Genomic DNA, 20,010 nt, shown 5'->3' with positions numbered 1-20,010 from the left:
TAGAAACCCGGTTCCTTCGTTGCTAGTCGTTGACAAACCCAAGATTTTTTCGTGTAAATCGGGTTTCTTTTCGTAAATCCTATGTTATTCTTCATTATCGCTCAAGAGCTATCTTTTGGGATGTGTGGGTAGGCAGGCCTTGACAGCAAAGAGCTACTGCTGACAAAAGCACGCTGGGGCTTTCGTTACCTCAGCAGTTAGGTTAACAAGAGCGCAAATACAGGAGTTGTGCAAGGATTTACTCTAATACTCGATCGCCACGCTGACAACTAAATCATCTCAGTTTCCAAGCAATTGCTTGATTTTAACCCCTCGCCATCACATCTGGTGAAAATATGCAAGTGCTGAAAGATTTATTTTTTCCGATGATCGGGTATGAATTTGCGGTGCTTCAAAAAAACTGGCCGGTGCAAATCTTAACTATAATTCGCGACCGAGGTGCTGAGTGAAGTAAGTGTTGCTTCGGAATCGGAAATTTCCTTCAGTTCTATCTATTTTGACCGATCGATTAACAATACGAACTGACCGTTTGACCAGAGTAAATTTGACAAGAAATTCAGAATTATTGCACCTTGTCTGGTGCGCGGCAGCGAACCCTACATTAATCAAATTTGCCTAACTCTTAAGAAAATTTGAGGAAAGATTAAGAATTATTGCCATAAAACCCAGGTAAAGTTGTTTGAATTGCGAGTCAAATCCCAAGCAGGCAAAGGGTTTGAGCATTTCCTAACTCTGTAAATTCTCAGAAAATTAGTATTTCTCAAGGATTCATCCGGTGAGAAAATCAGAAACAACCTTAAAATTTAGCAGTAATCGCCCGATCGGGCAATTCTCAACCAGCACCAGGAAAAATACCTATGAAATTGGCTTATTGGATGTACGCAGGCCCAGCCCACATCGGCACTTTGCGCGTGGCCACTTCCTTCAAAAACGTCCATGCGATCATGCACGCACCCATAGGAGACGACTATTTTAACGTCATGCGTTCGATGCTGGAGAGGGAACGGGATTTCACCCCGGTAACTACCAGCGTCGTTGACAGACACGTACTGGCGCGGGGTTCGCAGGAACGGGTGGTGGACAACATCACCCGCAAAGACAGAGAAGAGCACCCAGATTTAATCGTGCTCACCCCGACTTGCACCTCCAGCATTCTGCAAGAAGACTTGGAAAACTTCGTCGAGAGAGCTCAATTGGATGCCAAAGGCGACGTATTGCTGGCGGATGTTAACCATTATCGCGTCAACGAACTGCAAGCTGCCGATCGCACTTTGGATCAAATCGTCCAATTTTACATTAATAAAGCCCGCAAAAAAGGCGATTTAGTAGAAGCCAAAAGCGAAAAACCATCTGTCAACATTATCGGTATGTCTACGCTGGGTTTCCACAACCAGCACGACTGCACCGAGTTGAAGCGTTTGATGGCAGATTTGGGCATTGAAGTCAACGAAGTTATTCCCGAAGGTGCTTCGGTTCACAACTTAAAAAGACTGCCCCGCGCTTGGTTTAACTTGGTTCCTTATCGGGAATTGGGGATGATGACCGGGGAGTATTTGCAAAAAGAATTCGGTACGCCGATGGTGGATATTACGCCGATGGGTGTGGTGGAAACGGCGCGCTGTATCCGCAAGATTCAGCAAGTTTTAAACGCTCAAGGTGCGGATGTTGATTACGAAAATTTTATTGACCAACAAACTCGGTTTGTGTCGCAGGCTGCTTGGTTTTCGCGATCGATCGACTGCCAAAACTTAACGGGCAAAAAAGCCGTCGTATTTGGCGATAATACCCACGCTGCGGCAATGACGAAGATTTTGGCTCGCGAAATGGGAATCCACGTTGTGTGGGCAGGAACATACTGCAAACACGACGCTGACTGGTTCCGGGAACAGGTAAGCGAGTATTGCGATGAAGTGCTGGTGACAGACGATCACGGGGCGATTGGAGATGCGATCGCCAAAGCGGAACCTTCGGCAATTTTCGGCACCCAAATGGAACGCCACGTTGGTAAGCGGTTGGATATTCCCTGCGGCGTAATTGCTGCACCGATTCACGTCCAAAATTTCCCGATCGGCTACAAGCCATTTTTGGGTTATGAAGGCACGAATCAGTGCGTAGATTTGGTGTACAATTCCTTCACTTTGGGAATGGAAGACCACTTGCTGGAAATCTTCGGCGGCCACGATACTAAGGAAGTGATTACGAAGGGTATTTCGGCTGATTCTGATATGGGTTGGACGAAGGATGGACAAGCTGAGTTGAATAAAATCCCTGGTTTTGTGCGGGGTAAGGTGAAGCGGAATACTGAGAAGTTTGCGCGCGATCGGGGGATTGATAAGATTACCGTTGAGGTGCTTTACGCAGCGAAGGAATCTGTCGGCGCGTAGTTAGTTGTAAGGTGGGCATTTGCCCACCTTACTCAAAATGCAAAATAGCTTTAAGCAGGAATGACCTTTTCTATACGAGATAGTAGATTAAGGGCTAAATCATCTTCTTCTATCACATCTCGGTTTAATCTCTCTTGAAGTAGCCAAATAAGATGATTTACCGAAACTTCCTTAACTTTGATATTACCGTAATCACTGATTTCTCGCGTTTGACCTAGAGTAATAATCCAAACTTGTTTGCTTTTGCCATCAATCCTCAGAGTTTTTTTCTTTTGTACACCGTCTGAAGATCTAAGGTTAAATGTCAACTGAGCCTGCTCAAGCTTATTTATATAGTTTTCAATTTGGTCTTTCTTATATTCTTCAAAACCCTCCCTGAGCGTGCAATCATACATTACTGCAAGGTTGCCAATAATGAAAAATCCATCGGCTCTACCAGCTTGGTTTCTCTTGTCATATTGATAGAGATAATGGATGCCCAAATTTTTCAGTAATAAAAAAGTCAAGTCCTCAAATTCACTTGAACTGGTTGTATGTACTATTCGCTTAAATTGCTCAATTATTTGGTTTTTAAGTTCATCACAGGTGATAGGAGTGGGGTTCAACTCAGCAGGAGTATCATTTTGCTCTATTTGGTCAAAATTAATAAGTTGGATTCTATTGGCAAATCGTCTCCCATCTTCGCTCTCACCAATGGTAAAGGTAACTGCATCGCCTACTTTTAAAGTTTCCAGTTTATTCTTTTCTACTTGCTTGGCAATAAAATAGAGATCTTGAGTGCTACCCTCAAGTGTAATATAACCCGATTGCCTGTTGATAAAAATTTTTTTGACATGACCATGAAAGCGAGTTTCTGTGGTACAATCCTTATTAGTCTTTTCTGCGCTAACTAATTTTACTTTATTAGCAAAAACTACCTTGCCCTCCTTGCCTTTGCCAACAGTAAAAGTAACGGGATCTCCTGGCTTCAAAGTTTCAATTTTCTCGTTCTCAACTTGTGAAGCGATAAAATAAAGATTATCACTTTTATCATCTGGTAAAATGAATCCGCCTCTTTTATCACTAAGAATTTTTACCACTCGTCCTTGAAAACGGCTTGTCTCTGAAATTTCCCCCATTTTTTGCCTCGAATACTGAACAAGGATTGAGAAAGTATCTTTTATCGGAAAATGATTAACTCTCTCGTAACTTTAGGATCAGCTTGAAAGAGTATTTGCTACAATTGATTGATCAAATAAGTATACCTTAGATATTATAAGCCAATCCAAAGATAATAAAATGGTAGTCCTGCAGAGTCAGGACTACCCGATCGCACTTATCGAAATTGATGAAAACTAGCATCCGCGCCCGCAGTTGGCGCACAAGATTTAAAACAATTCTCTGCTTTGTCCTCACGATCGCCTGTTAGTACATAAGTCTTATCAGCAATCGAAAGTGCCAGTTTTTTAATTGTCCGTCGGCTAGTCAGTTGCAGGGAAACTCACAGAAAAATATCATTCTCAGTAACGAGCTTTCTACTATACATCCAATCCTCTTGTGGGGCGGGCTTCTAGCCTGCCCCTAAAAACTTATTGAGAATAGTGCGCGAGCTCAAGGGAAACGGAAATTGTATCCAAGGATTTCCTCCGTGAGGCCAATTGTGAAAACTGTACTGTTCGATCGCCCTAATCAATCCAACTTATTTAGGTTAGACGCATCAACATCTTTTAAAGGAATGACTTATGAACTTCACAGCAAGACTCACACAAACCAGCTTACTCGGTTTAATGCTATTTGCCAGCAATCCAGCGGCAACCTTTGCTCTAGGACAATCGAACACAAGCACTGCACCAACAGCGTCTCGCACTCAGTCTCCGATTGAAACCATACAAATAGCTAATGTATCCACCCCCCAAAAACTGGTGAGGGATTTTTGTGCTCGCAAAAGACAGAAAGTGGAAAACTATTTCGAGACCAGCAACTTTCGCATTTATCTGTGCTACAACCACGCCAATCAACTATATTACTATGGCGTTAAAAAGAGTAACGGCAGCACGATCGCCCTGCGTGCTCGTACTGAAGAGGGGACTGGTTACGTGGCAAAAAATGGCACCTACGATTACATTGTTACAGGAGCCAGCCTTAGTATTTATAACAAAGGCAAACGCATTCTCGAACAACGAGTGATTCGCTCCCTTTAGTATTTAAATGCGATCGCTCTTTCAAGCCCAGACTTCTTGAAAAAGCCGGGTATCTAACAAAATATCTGGCTTTTCTGCTGAGGCAGACGAAAGTTTGTTTAATTTAACCTGGGAGCATCCCGCTCTTGTGGCGATCGCCGGGAAAGCCTTAAAATAGTTTACCGAAGCATCTCCAATTCCGATTTAATGAGCCCGCTTTCCTGCACAACAGCCGACGCCGCTTCTCCCAAAATCCTGTGTGCAGCCGTCGTCGGATGAATGCCGTCCCAAAACAAAAATCGATCGGGACTACCACAAACACCTCCACCCGATAAACACGCACTCGTCACATTAGTCAAGCCATATTTAGCCGGAGAAGCAATGGCTTCCCGATAAAGCGCATGAGCATCCAGAGTCGCAATCTTTAAGTCAGAATGCTGTTGACTTAATACCTTAACCGTTCGCCTCAAACCCTGATTGTGTGCTTGTGTTAATGCAGTGAGCCTTGCAGAATTAGTGCCTGTTCGCGTCGCCGGTAACTGCCCCAAATCGGGTAAATTTGCTAGCAGGATATTTTTGGCACCCACACCAGCAAGAGATGCGATCGCCCTCGCCAGATTTTCAACGGGAATATTCGCATTATTTCCCCCCTGCAAATAGTCATTCGCCCCCGCCCACAGTACATACAGCGCATTAGGATTTGCCTGTTTTTGGGAGTTAGTCCATGACTGAACTTGAGTTAACAAACCAGGGACAAGGCTATTGCGATCGCTCCCCGTTGTTGCACCTCCATAAGCCAAATTAGTGACTCGTTCAGGCTGCAACTTCAGGCGATCGGCAAGATATTCTACCCAAACCTTACCATTCGAGTAACGGCCTTGAAAGTAAGTCGAACGAGGCGGATATTGACTCCCGCTTGCTCGAAACACCATTCCCATATCCGAAAGACTGTCCCCAAATACATATAGTTCATTGACAGCCTCAGAAGTTTGAGCTGATAGCATGAGTGAAACCATAAAAGATAAAAGTGCAATAATTACTGCAAAAAAAGTTCTTTTTAACACTTGGTATTAGTTAGATTCGTAAAATGTTTTATAATTTGTGTCGATAATTACCGAGTTCGTGATTTTGACATTTAGTTTTACTTATATTCTTGAAATAGCTTAAATATTTGCCTCAATTACTAATCTATCAATTTTGGGAAAAATGTAGGGAGTAAAACTCAACTTTAATTGTGGGTTGCCTCACTCCACTGCTCAACCGACATAGATTGGTGATGTCCTTGACACTTTTCTCATGGTATCTACCTCATAGCGCTCTAGAGGGGATAAAACCGTACATCTTTTGGGAGATTACCCAATAAAGTTAGGCAAGAGGCGAACCAGCAGCATCCCGGTTTTAAGCTAGCACAAGCTTTAAAACGCTCCTTTTGTTCAGGGGTCATAGCCACTTATCCTACGAATGCAGTTCACGCTTCTGTTGACGCTCTACCTATTATCCTCTCTTGATAGTTGTTTTACCTAACCGGGCTCCTCCCTACAAAATCCTCCCAAACAACCACCCTTGAGATAACTATCAATCACAAAAAAAAGAATTGATTCAAAACTGATTTACTGGGCGATCGAGAAATTGACCGCACTTTTGTTCCTGGAAAGCCGACACAAAACAAAAACCCTCCCCAACAAGGAGAAGGGAGGGTGAAAAGACAGTGAAAATTTTAAGTTTTTGCAGAATTAACAATAAGGAGTTACATCTTCGCCACACTCGTCAGCCAAATAACACAAAGCTCGAAAGCGCAGCCCAACGATTTGCTCGTAAAGCGGATTTAACTTGCACAGCGGCGGAATGGATAATAAAGTGCGATCGCCAATTTTGACTTCTCGCTCAAACGGACACTGGCTGGGAATAAACTTACAAAGCAGCCGAGCCAACTTTTGACTTTTAATTGCAGTGTTATCAAGCCATTCTTTTAGCGGATGCAAGGGGTCAAAGTGTGGCTTTTGACCGTAAGGTTGAGAATTTGTAGCGACATTAACGGCTGTTTCTTGTTTGCCAAATCCTACCCAAGTTGGCAGAGTTCGGTAGGAGACTGTATGCTCAAATACGTTCATTTTGCTCTGTTCCTCTTTTATAACGAGGGGCCAAGAACTCTTTGTAGAGCTTGTGCGATATTATCTACAATCAGTATCTACAGCATCTCGTTTTGCTTTACCGGATTGAACTTCTTAAAATTAATGACTTAGGGCGAGAAAAGTAGTTCCTGATTTTTTTTAAAGGCGGTGTGCGCTCTAAAAACTGTCCTCATTTCAAGCCCAACGATTGATTGATAGGGTAAAAATTCTGTCTTCTACGTTCTAGCTTCAACCTTCGGTTGACTCTCCTTTTGTAGTTCAATTACAATTGTGACGCATCGAGGTGAATTATCCTATACGTGAAAATGCGGAACTTTTAATAAAACTTATCATATTTCTAAATAAGCTCTGCTGCAAAAAACCCTGAAACCTCGCCCCAACAATCTTTGCTCGCGATCGCTCAGAAACTTCTACAATGAGAAATAATCGGTATCACCGCCCTCACCACCCATGAGCAACCCAGAAACCAAAGCTATCACCCGCGAATTGCAAAGCCACGCCGCCATTCTCGGTGGCTTCGTCTCCCTCCTCTGGATTATCGAAATTGTCGATGTATTCCTGTTCCGAGGCAGGCTGAATGCCTACGGAGTCCGTCCCCGCAGCCTCGACGGACTTCAAGGCATCCTGTTGATGCCTTTTCTACACGGCAGTTTTGCTCACTTAGCCGCCAATACCCTCCCTTTAGTGACATTGGGTTGGTTGATCATGCTGCGAGAAATTAGCGACTTTTTTATCGTGAGTGCCGTCACTGTGCTAGTCAGCGGATTCGGAGTTTGGCTGACTGGCGCGCCCTATTCCGTTCACATTGGTGCCAGCGGATTAATCTTTGGTTACTTCGGCTTCTTACTGCTGCGGGGCTATTTTGAACGCAGCTTTACATCTATTTTGGTATCTTTAATTGTCGGTTTCTTCTACGGCAGTTTAATTTGGGGGGTTTTGCCCTCGCAGCCAGGAGTTTCCTGGCAAGCGCATTTCTTTGGCTTTGTCGGCGGGGTATTAACAGCTCAACTTTTGGGGCGGCGGAAACAGGAAATTAGCTAGGATTAGGACTTATGGTGTATCCTATCATCACCTTAGTTTATTGCCCCGAACTTATCTGAAAGGGTAGGTTTTTTGTCAATAAACCTGGTTTCTTGTGTAACAAGTGCGTCCCGGATAGCAAGACTAACTGCTGACCAATAATTCAACGCAGGCAGGCAAGTACACAGTAAAAACCGAACCGCAACCTAACTCGCTTTCAACGTGCATATCGCCACCCATCATCACGCAAAAGTGACGGCTAATAGTCAATCCCAAACCGGTGCCACCATACTTGCGCGTAGTTGAGGCGTCGCCCTGCATAAAAGCTTGAAATAAATGCTGCAATTGTTCGGGGGGAATCCCAATTCCTGTATCAGCTACGCGAAAAATTATTGAGTCGGAAGGTTCTGCTATTTCTTGAGTGGTTAAGCTGTCATGTTTAACTCTTTCAATGCAGAGGCTAATAGTGCCACCTTCGGTAAATTTCGCTGCATTACTCAGCAGGTTGAGCAATATTTGACGAGTTTTGGTAATGTCAGCATACATCATTCCCAAGTCGCTACCACAATCCACTTGAAACTTATTAGAATTTTTATCTACCAAGGGTTTGACAGTCGAAACTACCTCGTCAATTAAATTAACCGGGTTGAAAGTTTCTAAGTAAAGTTCCATCCGACCCGCTTCAATCTTAGAAATATCTAGAATGTCGCTAATTAAAGATAGCAAGTGTTTGCCGGCAGTTTGAATTTTTTGCAAGTCGGGGATAAAATCTTCGCAGCCTAAATCCTCGGCGTCTTCTTTGAGCATATCGCTGTAACCAATAATCGCGTTGAGAGGAGTTCGCAATTCGTGGCTCATATTAGCTAAAAAGGCGCTTTTGGCTTGGCTTGCTGCTTGAGCAGTTTGAGCGACTTGTTGGAATTCTTCTGCTAATTTGCGCTGGGTAATATCTTCGGCAATACCGACGATGCGGTAAATTTCTCCGGTTTGGCTGCGGACTGGAAAAGCCCGATCGCGCACCCAGCAAACGGAACCTTCCGTTGGCATACCCCCCCTAGGGGATCGCACTACCCGATACTCCTCATCATAATCGCCCCGCACCTGTTTCGCAAAAGCAGCCTTGACGCGATCGAGATCCTCCGGGTGAATAGCATCCCAAAAAGCCTCCGGTTCTGACTGCAAACTCTGACAGCTCAAATTCCATATTTTTTCGCAAGCAGGGCTCACATAAAGTAGCTGTTTTTGATTAGGTTCTCTAATCCAAAATACCTCATGAATATTTTCTGCCAACTGGCGAAACCGCTCCTCGCTAGCCCGCAACTTCTCCACAGCACTGTGAAATTCAGTCACATCCTGAATCAGCGATGCCACCCCAATGATGCTGCCATCAGCATCAACCAAAGTCGTGTTGTACCACTCGCACAGAATTATTTTGCCGTCTTTTCTGATGTTCTCGTTAAGGCTGGTAACTCCTCCTTTATTAGTTAGCAAAGTTATAGATAGTTGCCTGACATACTCCTTAGCACTTTCAGGAACGATTAGATCGACTCCGTGGCGTCCGATAGCTTCCAAGCGGTTGTATCCAAAAATTCTTTCTGCTGACAAATTCCATTCCGCTACTTCAAAGTTTAGATCCCATTCAATCGCTCCCAAAGGAGTTTGGTGAAGATGGAGAGCCAGTTTCTGCTGCGAGTTTTTCAGAGAAATAATTAATTCATTTTTGTCGGCGATCGCAGATTCTACCCGATCTTCGAGAGTAGTAAACGCCTCTTCCAATTGACCGGCCATCGTATTAAAAGAGCGAGCCAGGACACCCACCTCATCCTCCCGCTCTACAGACGCCATCAAGCGGGGATCTACCGCCATCCCGTCCCATTCTCCCCGCGACAAAGCCTCCGCAGCCTTGCTCAGACGCTGAATCGGTACAACAATCCACCTAGAAGTCAGAGCGCCAATCGCCGTTGCCAGCACCAAAGCACCCAGACACATCACCACAGTATACCGAGTGTTGGCATTAATCCTTTCCATAAAATCGGCTTCAGGAACCGCCACCACAATCAACCAATCGAGGCCCCTGCTGTCTGAGAGTGGCGTCACCTGTATAAATTGTCGTTGACCGTCGATCGTAAAATCTAACTGGCGAGATTTGTCAATTTTGTGCAAATCTCCGAAGCGTTCTGTCAAATACCGGGCGGTCGATCGAATTAGAACATTCTTGCTGGTCGTTGCCACAATTCGTTTCGGAACGCCGTTGCTAACAATAAATGGCGGTTCCAGAGTAGAAGTAGCCACTAATTGCCCCGACCTTTCTACAATAAAAGTCTGTCCGGAACGGCCAATTTTTAGAGTTTCCAAGAATTGATTTAGCTTGGAAAGTGCCAAATCAGAACCCAGGATGCCAATCAGTTTTCTATCCTCGCCATAAACTGGTTGAGCCGCCGTAATCGCTAGTTTGGGAGCGTCAAAATAAGTATAAATTTTACTCCAAGTCGGTTTCCCTGCCTGCACCGGAGCTATGTACCAAGGTCGGACGCGGGGGTCGTAGTTGAGAGTAGTTTTTAATAGCTTGGTTGGTTCCCCCAACTCTGACGGCGCGTAGCTTTGAAAGTTATAGCCAGTAGATTGATTAGAAATTTGAACTTGCAACTTGCCGTCGTCGAGGCGTTCAACTCCAATAAAATCTTTTTGTTGAGAGGCGAATTGAATGTAGCTAATTTTATCAAAGGTTTTGATCTGTTGGGAGAAGTAGCGTTGCAAATTATCAGCATCCTGCACGTTCAAAATGCCGAGACGGATGGCATCGAGATTGAGCTGATTGATTTGGTGTGGCGTTTCAATATAACTATTAATATGTTGCTTGATACGCGATGTGACTTCTGTCCGCAGTTGTGCGGCAACATGGTTGACCGCTATGCGCCCGTTCCGCAACGACAGCCACCCCGTCAACCCTACCGCAGCGAAAGTCTGGAGGGCAAAAGGCACAACAAGGACGATGCGAATTGGCACTTTGCCCGACATTTTTAAAATCGGGTCGGTCAGATATTTGATGGGCATGGTAAAGCAGAATTATTATGAACCGACAACATTCCGGTCAAGTACAACTTGATGAGCGCAGGTTTTAAAGTTGAGATGGTTTTAGTAGGCAAAGTGCTGTTAATAACTCGGAATCTGCCGCTGGCAACTGAATTTTTAACGACTGCTACCGCCATCTTAGCGCGATCGGGAGCTTTGGGAACATTGGCGATCGAGATGAATGCAGTATCAATCCTGGACTGACTCTACACGCTCATACTATTATAGATTTGAGATTAAAGAATTAAAGAATTGGGAAAGACTGATTCTGTAAGGGTTTAGAATTTGCCGACAGTTGCATTTTTTTTTGAACTGGTATCTCCAACCCAGGTTTTTTTAGCGTTTTGGCGGTCTGCAACGAACTATTTTCTTGAAAAACCACCGATGGATCGCCGCTCGTGTGTCCAACACTAACTATTTTTCCATTCCTGACGCGCGCTAATCAAACCAATCGAGTTTTTGGTTGACTCATACCTGAAATGAGGTATTTTGGCGTTTCAACCCGGTTGCTGCGTCAGTTCTATTTGACCGATAGCGCGATCGAAAATTATAAGTTTTCACAGCAACTGCAATTGATATCTCCACAAGCAGCTACTTTTGATAGAGTGCAACTTAATTCCGGCTCGGTACAATAAGCGCATAGTAGGATGCAACTAGCGGAGGCATGGATGATGAACGCAGTTATTGCTACTCTTGGCACTGCTCTCGGACTGAGCTCAATTTTTATCGGTTTGACCCCGGCGGTTCTCGCCCAACAAAGACTGCAACCAGGGCCCCAATATTCGGAAACGACTTTATCTGGGGACTCGTTGAGGACTGTGGAGGACAGAACCTTAGACTCTGACTACCAAAACTTGATTGGTGTACCAGAAACGGCGGCTAATTCTGCTAGAAGGGAAAGAAGCTTGGGCGATACATTTCGCCTCAAAATCGAGGGTCCATTGGAATTTATTACTACTCCTTCGGACGCCCAGCGTCAAGGAAATCCTTTACCTCCAAAACAAACCGACAGCGGTACAGAAGCGGGAGTTCAGCTTCAGCTAGGACTTTAGCAATTTTAAATGAATTCATTTGAAGCGAGCGATCGCGGAACCCACTTTTTGACTCTCGGAGTTCTTGTGACTGCGATCGCTTTTTTATCAAAGTTTTATCACAAGTTTTGTGCGGTTTCGATCACACAAGGTTCTCTATTGTGAACCTAAAATTAGACCAATTAAACTTCCGATACAGACCGATTAGATACATATCTTTACAATAGCGCATAAAACTGGCGGTGAAGGTGATGGGAAAGGCTCAACTTATCGATTATTTGCGGGGGGAGTTGGCGATATCGAATTCGGCGATCGCCGTTGCTCTCCGACACGGTGAACAAGATGCAAGCGAACTGCCGATGGTTCTGTGGCAATACGGGTTAGTAACACTGGAACAGTTAAACCTAATTTTTGATTGGTTGCAAGCTCAGCCGACTTAGCAATTTAAAATCCTGAGTTAAAAAATATGGATATCGCATTGCAATTTTTTGACAAATAAAGCTTGCACAAACGGTCGTCTAAAAGTATAGGGTTGAGTGTTTAGGTGGAGGGTGGGCCTTATTTTGTCCCAATTAGAAAAATATAAATATACAGTAGGGACACAGCACTGCTGTGTCCTCATTTTTTTGCCGCATAAAATAAACTGCTTTCATATCAAATCGGGCAGCATCGGAATTAATATTACCCACAACTTTCGAGACGGTAGTGCCGTGTCCTCTATATCATGTCACTCGTCGTGCAACCGGAAACGCTATCAATCTGTCGAAGATGCGATCGCAGACGGCATAAAACAAACCCCACCAACTTTTAGGTTGCCGGGGCGTGTCTTATTTAATTTGGTGGCGGGAAGTGGATTTGAACCACTGACCTTCGGGTTATGAGCCCGACGAGCTACCAGGCTGCTCTATCCCGCGTCGCTTTGTCTCTCTCTAATATAAACATATCTTTCTGAAAATTGCAACCCCTAAATCAAAAAAACTTTTTAGATTATGGGAGGGGTTGCTTAAATCGACTCAGAGTCTCGATCGCCCTAAAGCATCGAAACTTCCCCGATTACCTCCAAGCGCTTGAAGTCACTGAGAGTGAGGTAAGTTTCCGAAAGAGTTTCGGCGATCGTTGGAGTAATCCACCCCAACTGCTTGAGCAAGTGAATCGCCACAGCAAATTGAGCGCGCTTTCCTCCATCCGTCACCTTAATTGCCAAGCCCATGCCTTCGCCAACGCGGCCAATGCACTGCACCCCTTCGGCGCCGGATTTGCTCACCAATTCCCCTTGAGTCAAGCGCATCAGTTCCGTGTCAAATTTGCCCTCACCAGCAACCATCATCGGGTGATGAGTCATAGCGCGGACAATCCGTTCCATATCCACATTGTTGCCGGAGGCTAACTGAGCGTACAAAGACGCCATTTGCCCCAACTGCAACAGATAGGTAGGAGCGCCGCAGTCGTCGCGAGCGCTGATAAACTCTTCGGCAGGCATTGCCAGCAAGTCAGCCACTTTGCCCAAAATAAGCTGCTGGACGGGATGTTTGCGGCGCAAATAAGTTTCCATAGGCCAGTGCAGTTGCTGACAGACAGCCAGCATTCCGGCGTGTTTGCCTGAGCAGTTGTATTGCAGGGCGCTCTTTTTGCCTTCGGGAATGGGGCATTGAAGTTTAGAGGGGTCAATGTCGCAGCGCCACAGGACGTTAAATACCTGGCGCGATTGCTCGATCGTACCTTGATGGGAACTGCAAATAATCGCTAAATCTCGATCGGTCAATTCGTAGCGTTCTAAAGTGCCAGTCGCCGTCACCGCCAAAGCTTGAAAAGGCTTGAGTGAAGAACGGACAAATGAGGCCGTTTCCGAGTTACCAGCAACAGACAGAACGCGCCCGCGGTTGTCGCAGACAGCGGCCTGGGCGCGGTGCCTCGATTCCACAATACCTTCGCGCAGTAGTGTGACTTCCAGTTCGGGAGCTTGGGTTCTTTTTCCCCTTGTCATATCAATTTTAGATTTTAGATTTTAGATTTTAGATTGGGGTTCAGGAAGTTATGAGTTGCGAGCTGCCAGTTAAGAGTTATAAAGTTAATCTTTCTGCGATCGTTTCTCACTCATGCACTCCGTGTGCGTTGTTGGCTGTGGGCGGCAATCTCAAAACTCAAAACTCCCTTCCATTCCCGATTACAAACAACTCCAAGTTAGTCCTCCGGCAACCAGCAATACTGTCAAACCATAAAATGTCTGCCGCAGACGCCTGAGAATTGGTTCTAGTTGGTAGTTGACAATCAACTGATCTTGAAGCAAAACTTCGGGAGTTTTAGGCCAAGATTGACAATCGTACCAGCCAGACTCTTCGTAGACGACCGTGGGATTTGAAAGGCGCGATCGCACGTAGAACCAACCCAAGTAGAGCCGCAGCAAAGCTAATCCTAGAATAAAACTGGCACCTGCGGCACCGCTGAGGACAAACTGAGCTGGATACTTGACAGGAGCAAAGCTAGAAGCAGCTATCGGCCCCGATACCAAGCAACTCCAAGCCCACACCCAAGCTAGTTTGGCCAGGTATCCGGGCCAATTGAGTGTTACCCAGCTAAAAAACCAGGATTCTTTAAGTTCTTGGTATTCATTGATCGGTCGCTGTTCTTGCGGAACGGGACAAATAGAAGCAGAAACGTTTTTCACATTAGCCATCCTCACGGCGTGGGGGAAAAGTCAATGCGTTCGGCGTGTCCCCAGAACGCTTCTAAATTGTAGAACTCCCGCTCTTGAGGCTTCAAGATGTGAATGATTGCGTCGCCGTAGTCCATGACCACCCAACTAGCGTCTGATAGGCCTTGTGTACGCAGTGGCAAGCGTTGCCACTCTTCTTCCACTTGGTCTGCTATCGCTTGGGAGATGGCTCGTACCTGCACGTTGGAAAATCCGGTGATGATCGCAAAGTAGTCTGCCAAATAGCATACTTCTGCCACTCGGAGCAATACAATATCTACTGCTTTGCGGTCATCGGCTGCTTGGGCAACGGTCATGATCATGCCACGGGCTTCGTCTGAGGAGGTGCCGTCGGTTGCTGTAGACTGGGCCCTGGAGTATTCGAGTTGGGTTAGATCTGACATTCAGTGTTTAATTTCCTAAGTGATAGGGTAAGGGGAAATGGGTGCGCTACTAGCCATTGGTTGTTGGCAGTTTGAGACGGGAAATAGGAGTTAGGTTGAAGCCAAAAGTAAGGACAGAATTTCTGGTGAATTTTACTTTCAACTTGTGATTTGTTCGATCGACTTTTCTGTCGAATTTCCTCTTTCCGGCGATCGAGCCATTTGCAGCGCCCAATTCCGCGTAAGTACGGTGCGGGGGTGGATGTAGCAGCGAGTTTCTAGCAAGTATTTAAGAGAATAATCGCTAGTTTGCCACACGGCTGCATAAAGATTTTGCAAGCTTGCCTCGCGCAGTGCTTCTAGTTGAGCTGTGTTGCCGCGGCTCGGCTCTATAGTATCTGCTACAAATACGGTACAACTGAGCTGACTCATGTTTGGTCTGCCGAGGGTGTGATTGGCGATTGCTTCCAAAATTTCTCGCTCGACCACCCCGAATTCGTCTCTGGCGACGATCGCGCTCGCGTCTGCGTGCAGCAAATGCGGGTGTGCTTCCAACACTGAGTCTAACTCTAAACCTTCCTTCTGGGCCATTTGCAGCAGCAGTTGAGGTTTGAAGTATTTTGCCAAATCGTGCAACAAACCGGCCGATCGGGCTTTTGCTTCGTCGAGGCCGTAATGGCGAGCCAAGTCACCTGCTGTCTGTTCGACTCCCAGAATATGTTTGATGCGGGCAGCAGGAACTCTGTCTGACAGCCAAGCTAGAACGTTTTCGCGCGCGGGTGCAAGTGTCAAATATTAACTCCAAAATTGTATGAGCTACTATTTTAGCGTTTTGTTTCGATCGGCTGCGGTGTCGGGCACGCAGGGGTGTGGTGACTTCTGGGATGGGGAGGGGTGAAGGGAGCGAAGGGGGCGATCGGCTGTTTGGTAGATACGTTATCTTTTCTGGTAACTCCTGGAATATTCAAAACAGTTCCTACCTGAACAATTAGTCTAATAAACTTGCTATTTTTGGTAATTATCTCATTTTTTCTATTTTTAGTCAGTGCCATCAAAGGTTATTTTGTCGTTGATCCGCTGCTATTTTCTCTGGGATTTTTTATGATTATTTTGTTAATTCAACAGAAAACTTTTTTATAAAAAATTTAATCAAAATGGTTGTAACGGGAAGTCAAAAGTCTTTTTCAGTAATCTGTATTTTACTTTTAATCGCGGTAGTCAGGGCTTTCTGCATGGCGGCTGCGAGGACAGTTCCGGTTCTTGTATATTGTGGAATTCAATCGCTCAACCATCAGTCTTTCATTTTTTTTGTATTTATGTTAACGAACGTTGTTTCTGTACTGCTAAGAACATCTTTTGGCACTCTAATTAGGCACGGTTTCAAGCGCTTATCTTATTTTGGCAGGGGCGCAAATATTTTCTCAGAATGACTCGCTGCCACCGCCGCAAACAAAGCTTCATAATGATTCAAAGCTTCCTCAAATCCGTAATTCTCCACAGCATAATTTCTGCCTTGCTCGCCCAACGCATCCACCTTAGCAGGGTGCAAGTACAAATCCTCAACAGCCTCGGCCAAAGCCTGCGGATCTTCCGGCGCTACCACCACCCCGCCACCGCTTTGCTGCACTGCTTTCTGAGCCGTACCAGTTTCGGGAACCGAAGCCAAAATTGCCCTACCGCTGGCAAGAATTACTTGAATTTTTGAAGGCATATTGAAGTTAGTAACGCGGCGCTTTTGTACGACTAAACTAACATCAGCAGCAGCTAACAAGTCGGGCAATTTTTCTCGCGGTTCAAATGGTAGCAGCATTACATTATTAGCTTTATAAGTTTCGCAATCTTGTTGCAAGCGGGCGAGTGCTGTTGATTCCCCCACAATTACAAAAGCGATTTCGGTTAGGTGTTTCAAACGAGCCGCTGCTTGGACAACTGTTTGCAAGCCTTGAGTGAGGGCAATATTGCCTGCATAGAGAACGACAAATTTTCCCTTGAGTTTGTGAGTTTCTCGAAATGAGTTACTTTCCTTGGGTAAGGGGCGAATAAAATTGACATCAACCCAATTGGGAACGCAAACTATTTTTTCCGGGGGTACTCCCTGAGAGTGCAATTTTTTGATAAAACCGCTGTCGATGACGCTGACTTGGCTAGCTGTGGAGTAGGCCAATTTTTCTAAAGCGTCAGCAATGCGAACTAGCAGTCCGTTTTTTTTGACCAAGCCGACGCGCACGGCTGCTTCTGAGACGATATCCTGAACGTTGAGGACGATCGGGCAAGCGCGAATCCAGCCGTAAAAGGCGACTGGGACGCAAATCGGTAAAGGGGGCATTGTCGAGAAAATCACGTCGGGACGCCAGCCTCTGAAAGCTTGGACGGCGCTGGAGACGACAAAACTGCCGTCTAGCAAAAGTCTGTCTAGGAGGGTGGGGTGGGGGCCGTTGACGCGCAGATAGCTGCGCTGAATTGTGACGCCGTTGTGTTCTTCGGTGAGGTAAAATTTGTCCTCATATTGCGGATAAATCCGGCGCTGCGGATAGTTGGGCATTCCTGTGACGACTCGGACTTGGTGGCCGCGCTTGACTAAGCCTTGCGCTAGTTCTGTCATCAGGGGGGCAATGCCGATCGGCTCTGGATAATAGTTATAGGAATAAATTAGAATACGCATAATATTTATTTTGAAGCAAATTGTCCTCCAGCCGCGTGCATCGAGCCTGCACCCGCAGAATTGCAGAGGATGTGGTTGGGTTCCGGGTAGGACAATAGGGGGCGAGGCGATCTTCCACTCCTTGGGAAAGAAGCCGCCCTGACCGGGCGGGTATCGCGCCCTCAGCTAATGTTTTTTCGCATTACCAGGCAGTTGCGGCGATCTTCGGTACGGATATAGCGAAGATCGTCTGTAAGCTTGTACATGAACACCAGTCCCCTTTCTCCTTCTCTGTCCAAAGGATCGCGCTGCTCTTGCATGATCGAGTGCAGCTTTGCTTCTAAGTTGAAGGGTTGACCCCTGTCCCAAATCCTAATTTCTAAGTAATCGGCAAACACTTTTACCTCAATGTCTATGGGCGTCGAGGGGGGCAAGTTCTGGTGAGCGTGGCGGACAGCGTTTGTAAAGCCTTCGTTGATTATCAGCCGGCACTGCCACCAGAAATCCGCTGGTATCATGGGCAAAACGATATTCTCCAACCATTCCAAAATGGATGTTAAAGCATTCAGGTCTGTTTCAACCTGCAGGTGCCACTCGGCCTTTGGTTGCTTGTCTTTCATCTTTCTTCCCCCTGGTCGGCCCCCACCACCGCTGTACTCAGCGGCGGAGGGAGAGAAAAAGGAGGGCAAGGTCTTGGCAACATATTAGTTAAGTCAAGCTTGAGTTGAAGAAGCCCGTTTTGCCTCAAGGTGAGCATTCCTTTCGCACCATTTACTCGCACAGCAAATGAGAGACTTCCGATACTGTAACCCGCCTCGGTAGGGCGTTTAAATAGGGAAAATTCCCGAGTCAGCTTGCGAGGAAGTGATTTAAGCATCGACCGTGTTAGCAGTCGCTACTTTTCTAAACACAGGTGAGTTCTTCTCGTCCTCGAAAATCATGCTGGGATCATTCGAGTATGACCTCGAACTCGCCAATTGCTAACTATTAATGCTCCGATTGCAGAGCTGGCAACTAGCTGTGCATTTTCTGGGCGTGTGAATTTTAACACTTAATGCTAACGTAGCTATCGCTAGCGATCGTCTGCTTGACTAAGTATCGAGTTCGACTTCCCGCCCCCCGTCGGCAACAGCACCTCAAAGTTCAGCGGTGGGTTGTTGAGGGTTCCTACACAGCGCCACTATTTTTGTTAAACAGGACTGTTACAGTTTTGACAATTAGTTTGAGGTCATACACCAGGCTCCAGTTTTGTTGGTATTTTAAATCTAAACGGATGACATCTTCAAAATCGCGGACTTGAGAGCGACCGTTGACTTGCCATTCCCCTGTCATCCCGGGTTTGACATCCAAACGCTGCCACTGAGGGACTTCGTAACGCTCAACTTCGTCTGGGGTAGGGGGTCTAGTGCCAACTAGACTCATTTCGCCTTTGAGCACGTTCCAAAACTGCGGCAGTTCGTCGAGGCTGGTTTTGCGTAAGATGCGCCCGACTTTAGTAATCCGCGGGTCGTTGTCATTTTTGAAAAATGCGCCAGAAGCCTGGTTTTTGATTTGGGCTTTCATGGCTTCGGCGTTGGTACACATCGATCGAAATTTCCAAATCCGAAATTGTCTACCCATCCAGCCACAGCGGGTTTGACCGAAAAATATCGGGCCTGGATCGTTGATAGTGATGGCTGCAGCTATAGGTACGAGCAAAATTCCTGTAATTATCAAACCGACGATTGCCCCAACGATATCTATCAGCCGCTTCACCCACGATTGCACTGAGGGGTGCGTCATCGGTAGCTGATTGTCCGAGGGGTTGGTCTCTGTGGGAGTTGAGGTTGCAGAGGGCTGCTCGATCGTCAGCACTTGATCTAGGCTGGTGAGAGCAAATACTGCCATCACCTGCGGCTTGAGGCTTCGGAGCACCAAGTCGCTACCACGCTGTTTGGCAAATTTCAGATTGCTGACTAAAGCACCGATCCCGCTACTGTCGATGAATGTCGTCTGACTGAAGTCTAGGACAATCTTGCTGGGAACGGTGGTGCTTTCCGAAAAAAGTTGCTGGCAGGTTGTCTTGAAGTTTACAGCTTCAAGTACGCTCAAGCGCACGGGTATGTGAACTGAGGGAATCTCGTCCGAGTACGTTACCCGAAAATCTGCCTCTGGGGTTTGACTGACCATGAAGTCCTGGTTTCAAATTTCAAGCTGATGTCTTTAGCCTATTCTGTCCTAGCAGCTCCACCTTTACCAAATATTATGGTTAACAAAAGGCTAGCTTTATACAAACTTTACAAAAACGCCTGCAAACTCGCCCACCGAGAATGATATCAAAGGCAAAAATAGACTTAAGTCTACCAGTGCCAGTTTTGGCCCAAAGATTTTTGAACGCAGTCGCTGCCAAACTTTGACATCGGAATCAAGATTTTTGTGGATTCAGGCCGCTTAATCTTGTCGTTAATAATTTTCCTGCCTGTCTTGCACCGGATAGCCATCGCAGTTAACAGTTAA

Annotated in this window: 18 protein-coding genes and 1 tRNA gene; 6 read left to right on the top strand and 13 right to left on the bottom strand. The window is 46.0% G+C overall.

All coding sequences use genetic code 11. The features are described from left to right. The first annotated feature begins 857 nt into the window (after nucleotides 1-857). Nucleotides 858-2,384 (top strand): ferredoxin:protochlorophyllide reductase (ATP-dependent) subunit B, encoded by a 1,527-nt coding sequence (gene bchB / locus QUB25_RS08510; protein ID WP_242723164.1) that lies wholly within the window; start codon nucleotides 858-860, stop codon nucleotides 2,382-2,384. A 50-nt stretch (nucleotides 2,385-2,434) separates the two neighbouring features. Here the strand turns inward: bchB and QUB25_RS08505 are convergent, their stop codons facing one another. Next, the gene (locus QUB25_RS08505) at nucleotides 2,435-3,502 is read right to left on the bottom strand and encodes a cold shock domain-containing protein (RefSeq protein ID WP_333182734.1); all 1,068 of its coding nucleotides are present in this window, start codon (nucleotides 3,500-3,502) and stop codon (nucleotides 2,435-2,437) included. Nucleotides 3,503-4,105: 603 nt separating this feature from the next. On the opposite strand from QUB25_RS08505, the gene QUB25_RS08500 reads away from it, so the two are divergent. Then, complete coding sequence (locus QUB25_RS08500) at nucleotides 4,106-4,564, top strand: hypothetical protein (RefSeq protein WP_333073129.1); 459 nt, start codon at nucleotides 4,106-4,108, stop codon at nucleotides 4,562-4,564. Between the two features lie 158 nt (nucleotides 4,565-4,722). Here the strand turns inward: QUB25_RS08500 and QUB25_RS08495 are convergent, their stop codons facing one another. Then, nucleotides 4,723-5,547, bottom strand: a complete 825-nt coding sequence (locus tag QUB25_RS08495) for an SGNH/GDSL hydrolase family protein (RefSeq protein ID WP_333182732.1) — start codon at nucleotides 5,545-5,547, stop codon at nucleotides 4,723-4,725. A 729-nt stretch (nucleotides 5,548-6,276) separates the two neighbouring features. Further along, entirely contained in the window at nucleotides 6,277-6,654 is a 378-nt protein-coding gene (locus tag QUB25_RS08490; protein WP_333182731.1) for a Mo-dependent nitrogenase C-terminal domain-containing protein, read from the bottom strand. Nucleotides 6,655-7,125: 471 nt separating this feature from the next. Here QUB25_RS08490 and QUB25_RS08485 point away from each other — a divergent pair, with 471 nt between their 5' ends. Further along, complete coding sequence (locus tag QUB25_RS08485) at nucleotides 7,126-7,716, top strand: rhomboid family intramembrane serine protease (RefSeq protein ID WP_333182730.1); 591 nt, start codon at nucleotides 7,126-7,128, stop codon at nucleotides 7,714-7,716. Nucleotides 7,717-7,839: 123 nt separating this feature from the next. Here the strand turns inward: QUB25_RS08485 and QUB25_RS08480 are convergent, their stop codons facing one another. After that, entirely contained in the window at nucleotides 7,840-10,749 is a 2,910-nt protein-coding gene (locus QUB25_RS08480; protein WP_333182728.1) for a PAS domain S-box protein, read from the bottom strand. A 51-nt stretch (nucleotides 10,750-10,800) separates the two neighbouring features. On the opposite strand from QUB25_RS08480, the gene QUB25_RS08475 reads away from it, so the two are divergent. From QUB25_RS08475 to QUB25_RS08465, 3 genes are all read left to right on the top strand, one after another. Next, nucleotides 10,801-10,971 (top strand): hypothetical protein, encoded by a 171-nt coding sequence (locus tag QUB25_RS08475; protein WP_333041716.1) that lies wholly within the window; start codon nucleotides 10,801-10,803, stop codon nucleotides 10,969-10,971. 464 nt (nucleotides 10,972-11,435) lie between these two features. Beyond that, on the top strand, nucleotides 11,436-11,819 hold the full coding sequence (locus tag QUB25_RS08470) for a hypothetical protein (RefSeq protein WP_333182726.1): 384 nt from the start codon (nucleotides 11,436-11,438) through the stop codon (nucleotides 11,817-11,819). Nucleotides 11,820-12,049: 230 nt separating this feature from the next. Beyond that, nucleotides 12,050-12,238, top strand: coding sequence for a DUF2949 domain-containing protein (locus QUB25_RS08465; RefSeq protein WP_333040356.1), 189 nt, complete (start codon nucleotides 12,050-12,052; stop codon nucleotides 12,236-12,238). Nucleotides 12,239-12,635: 397 nt separating this feature from the next. Here the strand turns inward: QUB25_RS08465 and QUB25_RS08460 are convergent. The 9 genes from QUB25_RS08460 to QUB25_RS08420 all read right to left on the bottom strand — a co-directional run bounded on the left by QUB25_RS08460 (nucleotide 12,636) and on the right by QUB25_RS08420 (nucleotide 19,683). Further along, nucleotides 12,636-12,712 (bottom strand) — tRNA-Met (locus tag QUB25_RS08460). Between the two features lie 116 nt (nucleotides 12,713-12,828). Continuing rightward, a complete protein-coding gene (locus QUB25_RS08455; protein WP_172189952.1) occupies nucleotides 12,829-13,782 on the bottom strand; it encodes an asparaginase in 954 nt (317 codons plus the stop codon). Nucleotides 13,783-13,962: 180 nt separating this feature from the next. Continuing rightward, the gene (locus QUB25_RS08450) at nucleotides 13,963-14,472 is read right to left on the bottom strand and encodes a CGLD27 family protein (protein WP_333040353.1); all 510 of its coding nucleotides are present in this window, start codon (nucleotides 14,470-14,472) and stop codon (nucleotides 13,963-13,965) included. 2 nt (nucleotides 14,473-14,474) lie between these two features. Beyond that, a complete protein-coding gene (gene rsfS / locus QUB25_RS08445; protein ID WP_333182724.1) occupies nucleotides 14,475-14,894 on the bottom strand; it encodes a ribosome silencing factor in 420 nt (139 codons plus the stop codon). A gap of 138 nt (nucleotides 14,895-15,032) precedes the next feature. Next, the gene (yqeK, locus tag QUB25_RS08440; RefSeq protein ID WP_333182721.1) at nucleotides 15,033-15,665 is read right to left on the bottom strand and encodes a bis(5'-nucleosyl)-tetraphosphatase (symmetrical) YqeK; all 633 of its coding nucleotides are present in this window, start codon (nucleotides 15,663-15,665) and stop codon (nucleotides 15,033-15,035) included. Between the two features lie 32 nt (nucleotides 15,666-15,697). Next, on the bottom strand, nucleotides 15,698-15,925 hold the full coding sequence (locus tag QUB25_RS08435; protein WP_333182720.1) for a hypothetical protein: 228 nt from the start codon (nucleotides 15,923-15,925) through the stop codon (nucleotides 15,698-15,700). 341 nt (nucleotides 15,926-16,266) lie between these two features. Further along, entirely contained in the window at nucleotides 16,267-17,535 is a 1,269-nt protein-coding gene (locus tag QUB25_RS08430; protein WP_333182718.1) for a WcaI family glycosyltransferase, read from the bottom strand. A 161-nt stretch (nucleotides 17,536-17,696) separates the two neighbouring features. After that, nucleotides 17,697-18,134, bottom strand: a complete 438-nt coding sequence (locus tag QUB25_RS08425; RefSeq protein WP_333061381.1) for an ATP-binding protein — start codon at nucleotides 18,132-18,134, stop codon at nucleotides 17,697-17,699. A gap of 547 nt (nucleotides 18,135-18,681) precedes the next feature. Then, nucleotides 18,682-19,683 (bottom strand): sugar transferase, encoded by a 1,002-nt coding sequence (locus QUB25_RS08420; RefSeq protein WP_333040343.1) that lies wholly within the window; start codon nucleotides 19,681-19,683, stop codon nucleotides 18,682-18,684. Nucleotides 19,684-20,010 lie beyond the last annotated feature (327 nt).

The sequence above is a fragment of the Microcoleus sp. B3-D7 genome (genome assembly GCF_036705305.1).
Lineage (GTDB): Bacteria > Cyanobacteriota > Cyanobacteriia > Cyanobacteriales > Microcoleaceae > Microcoleus.
This window is presented reverse-complemented; position numbering and strand designations above follow the sequence as displayed.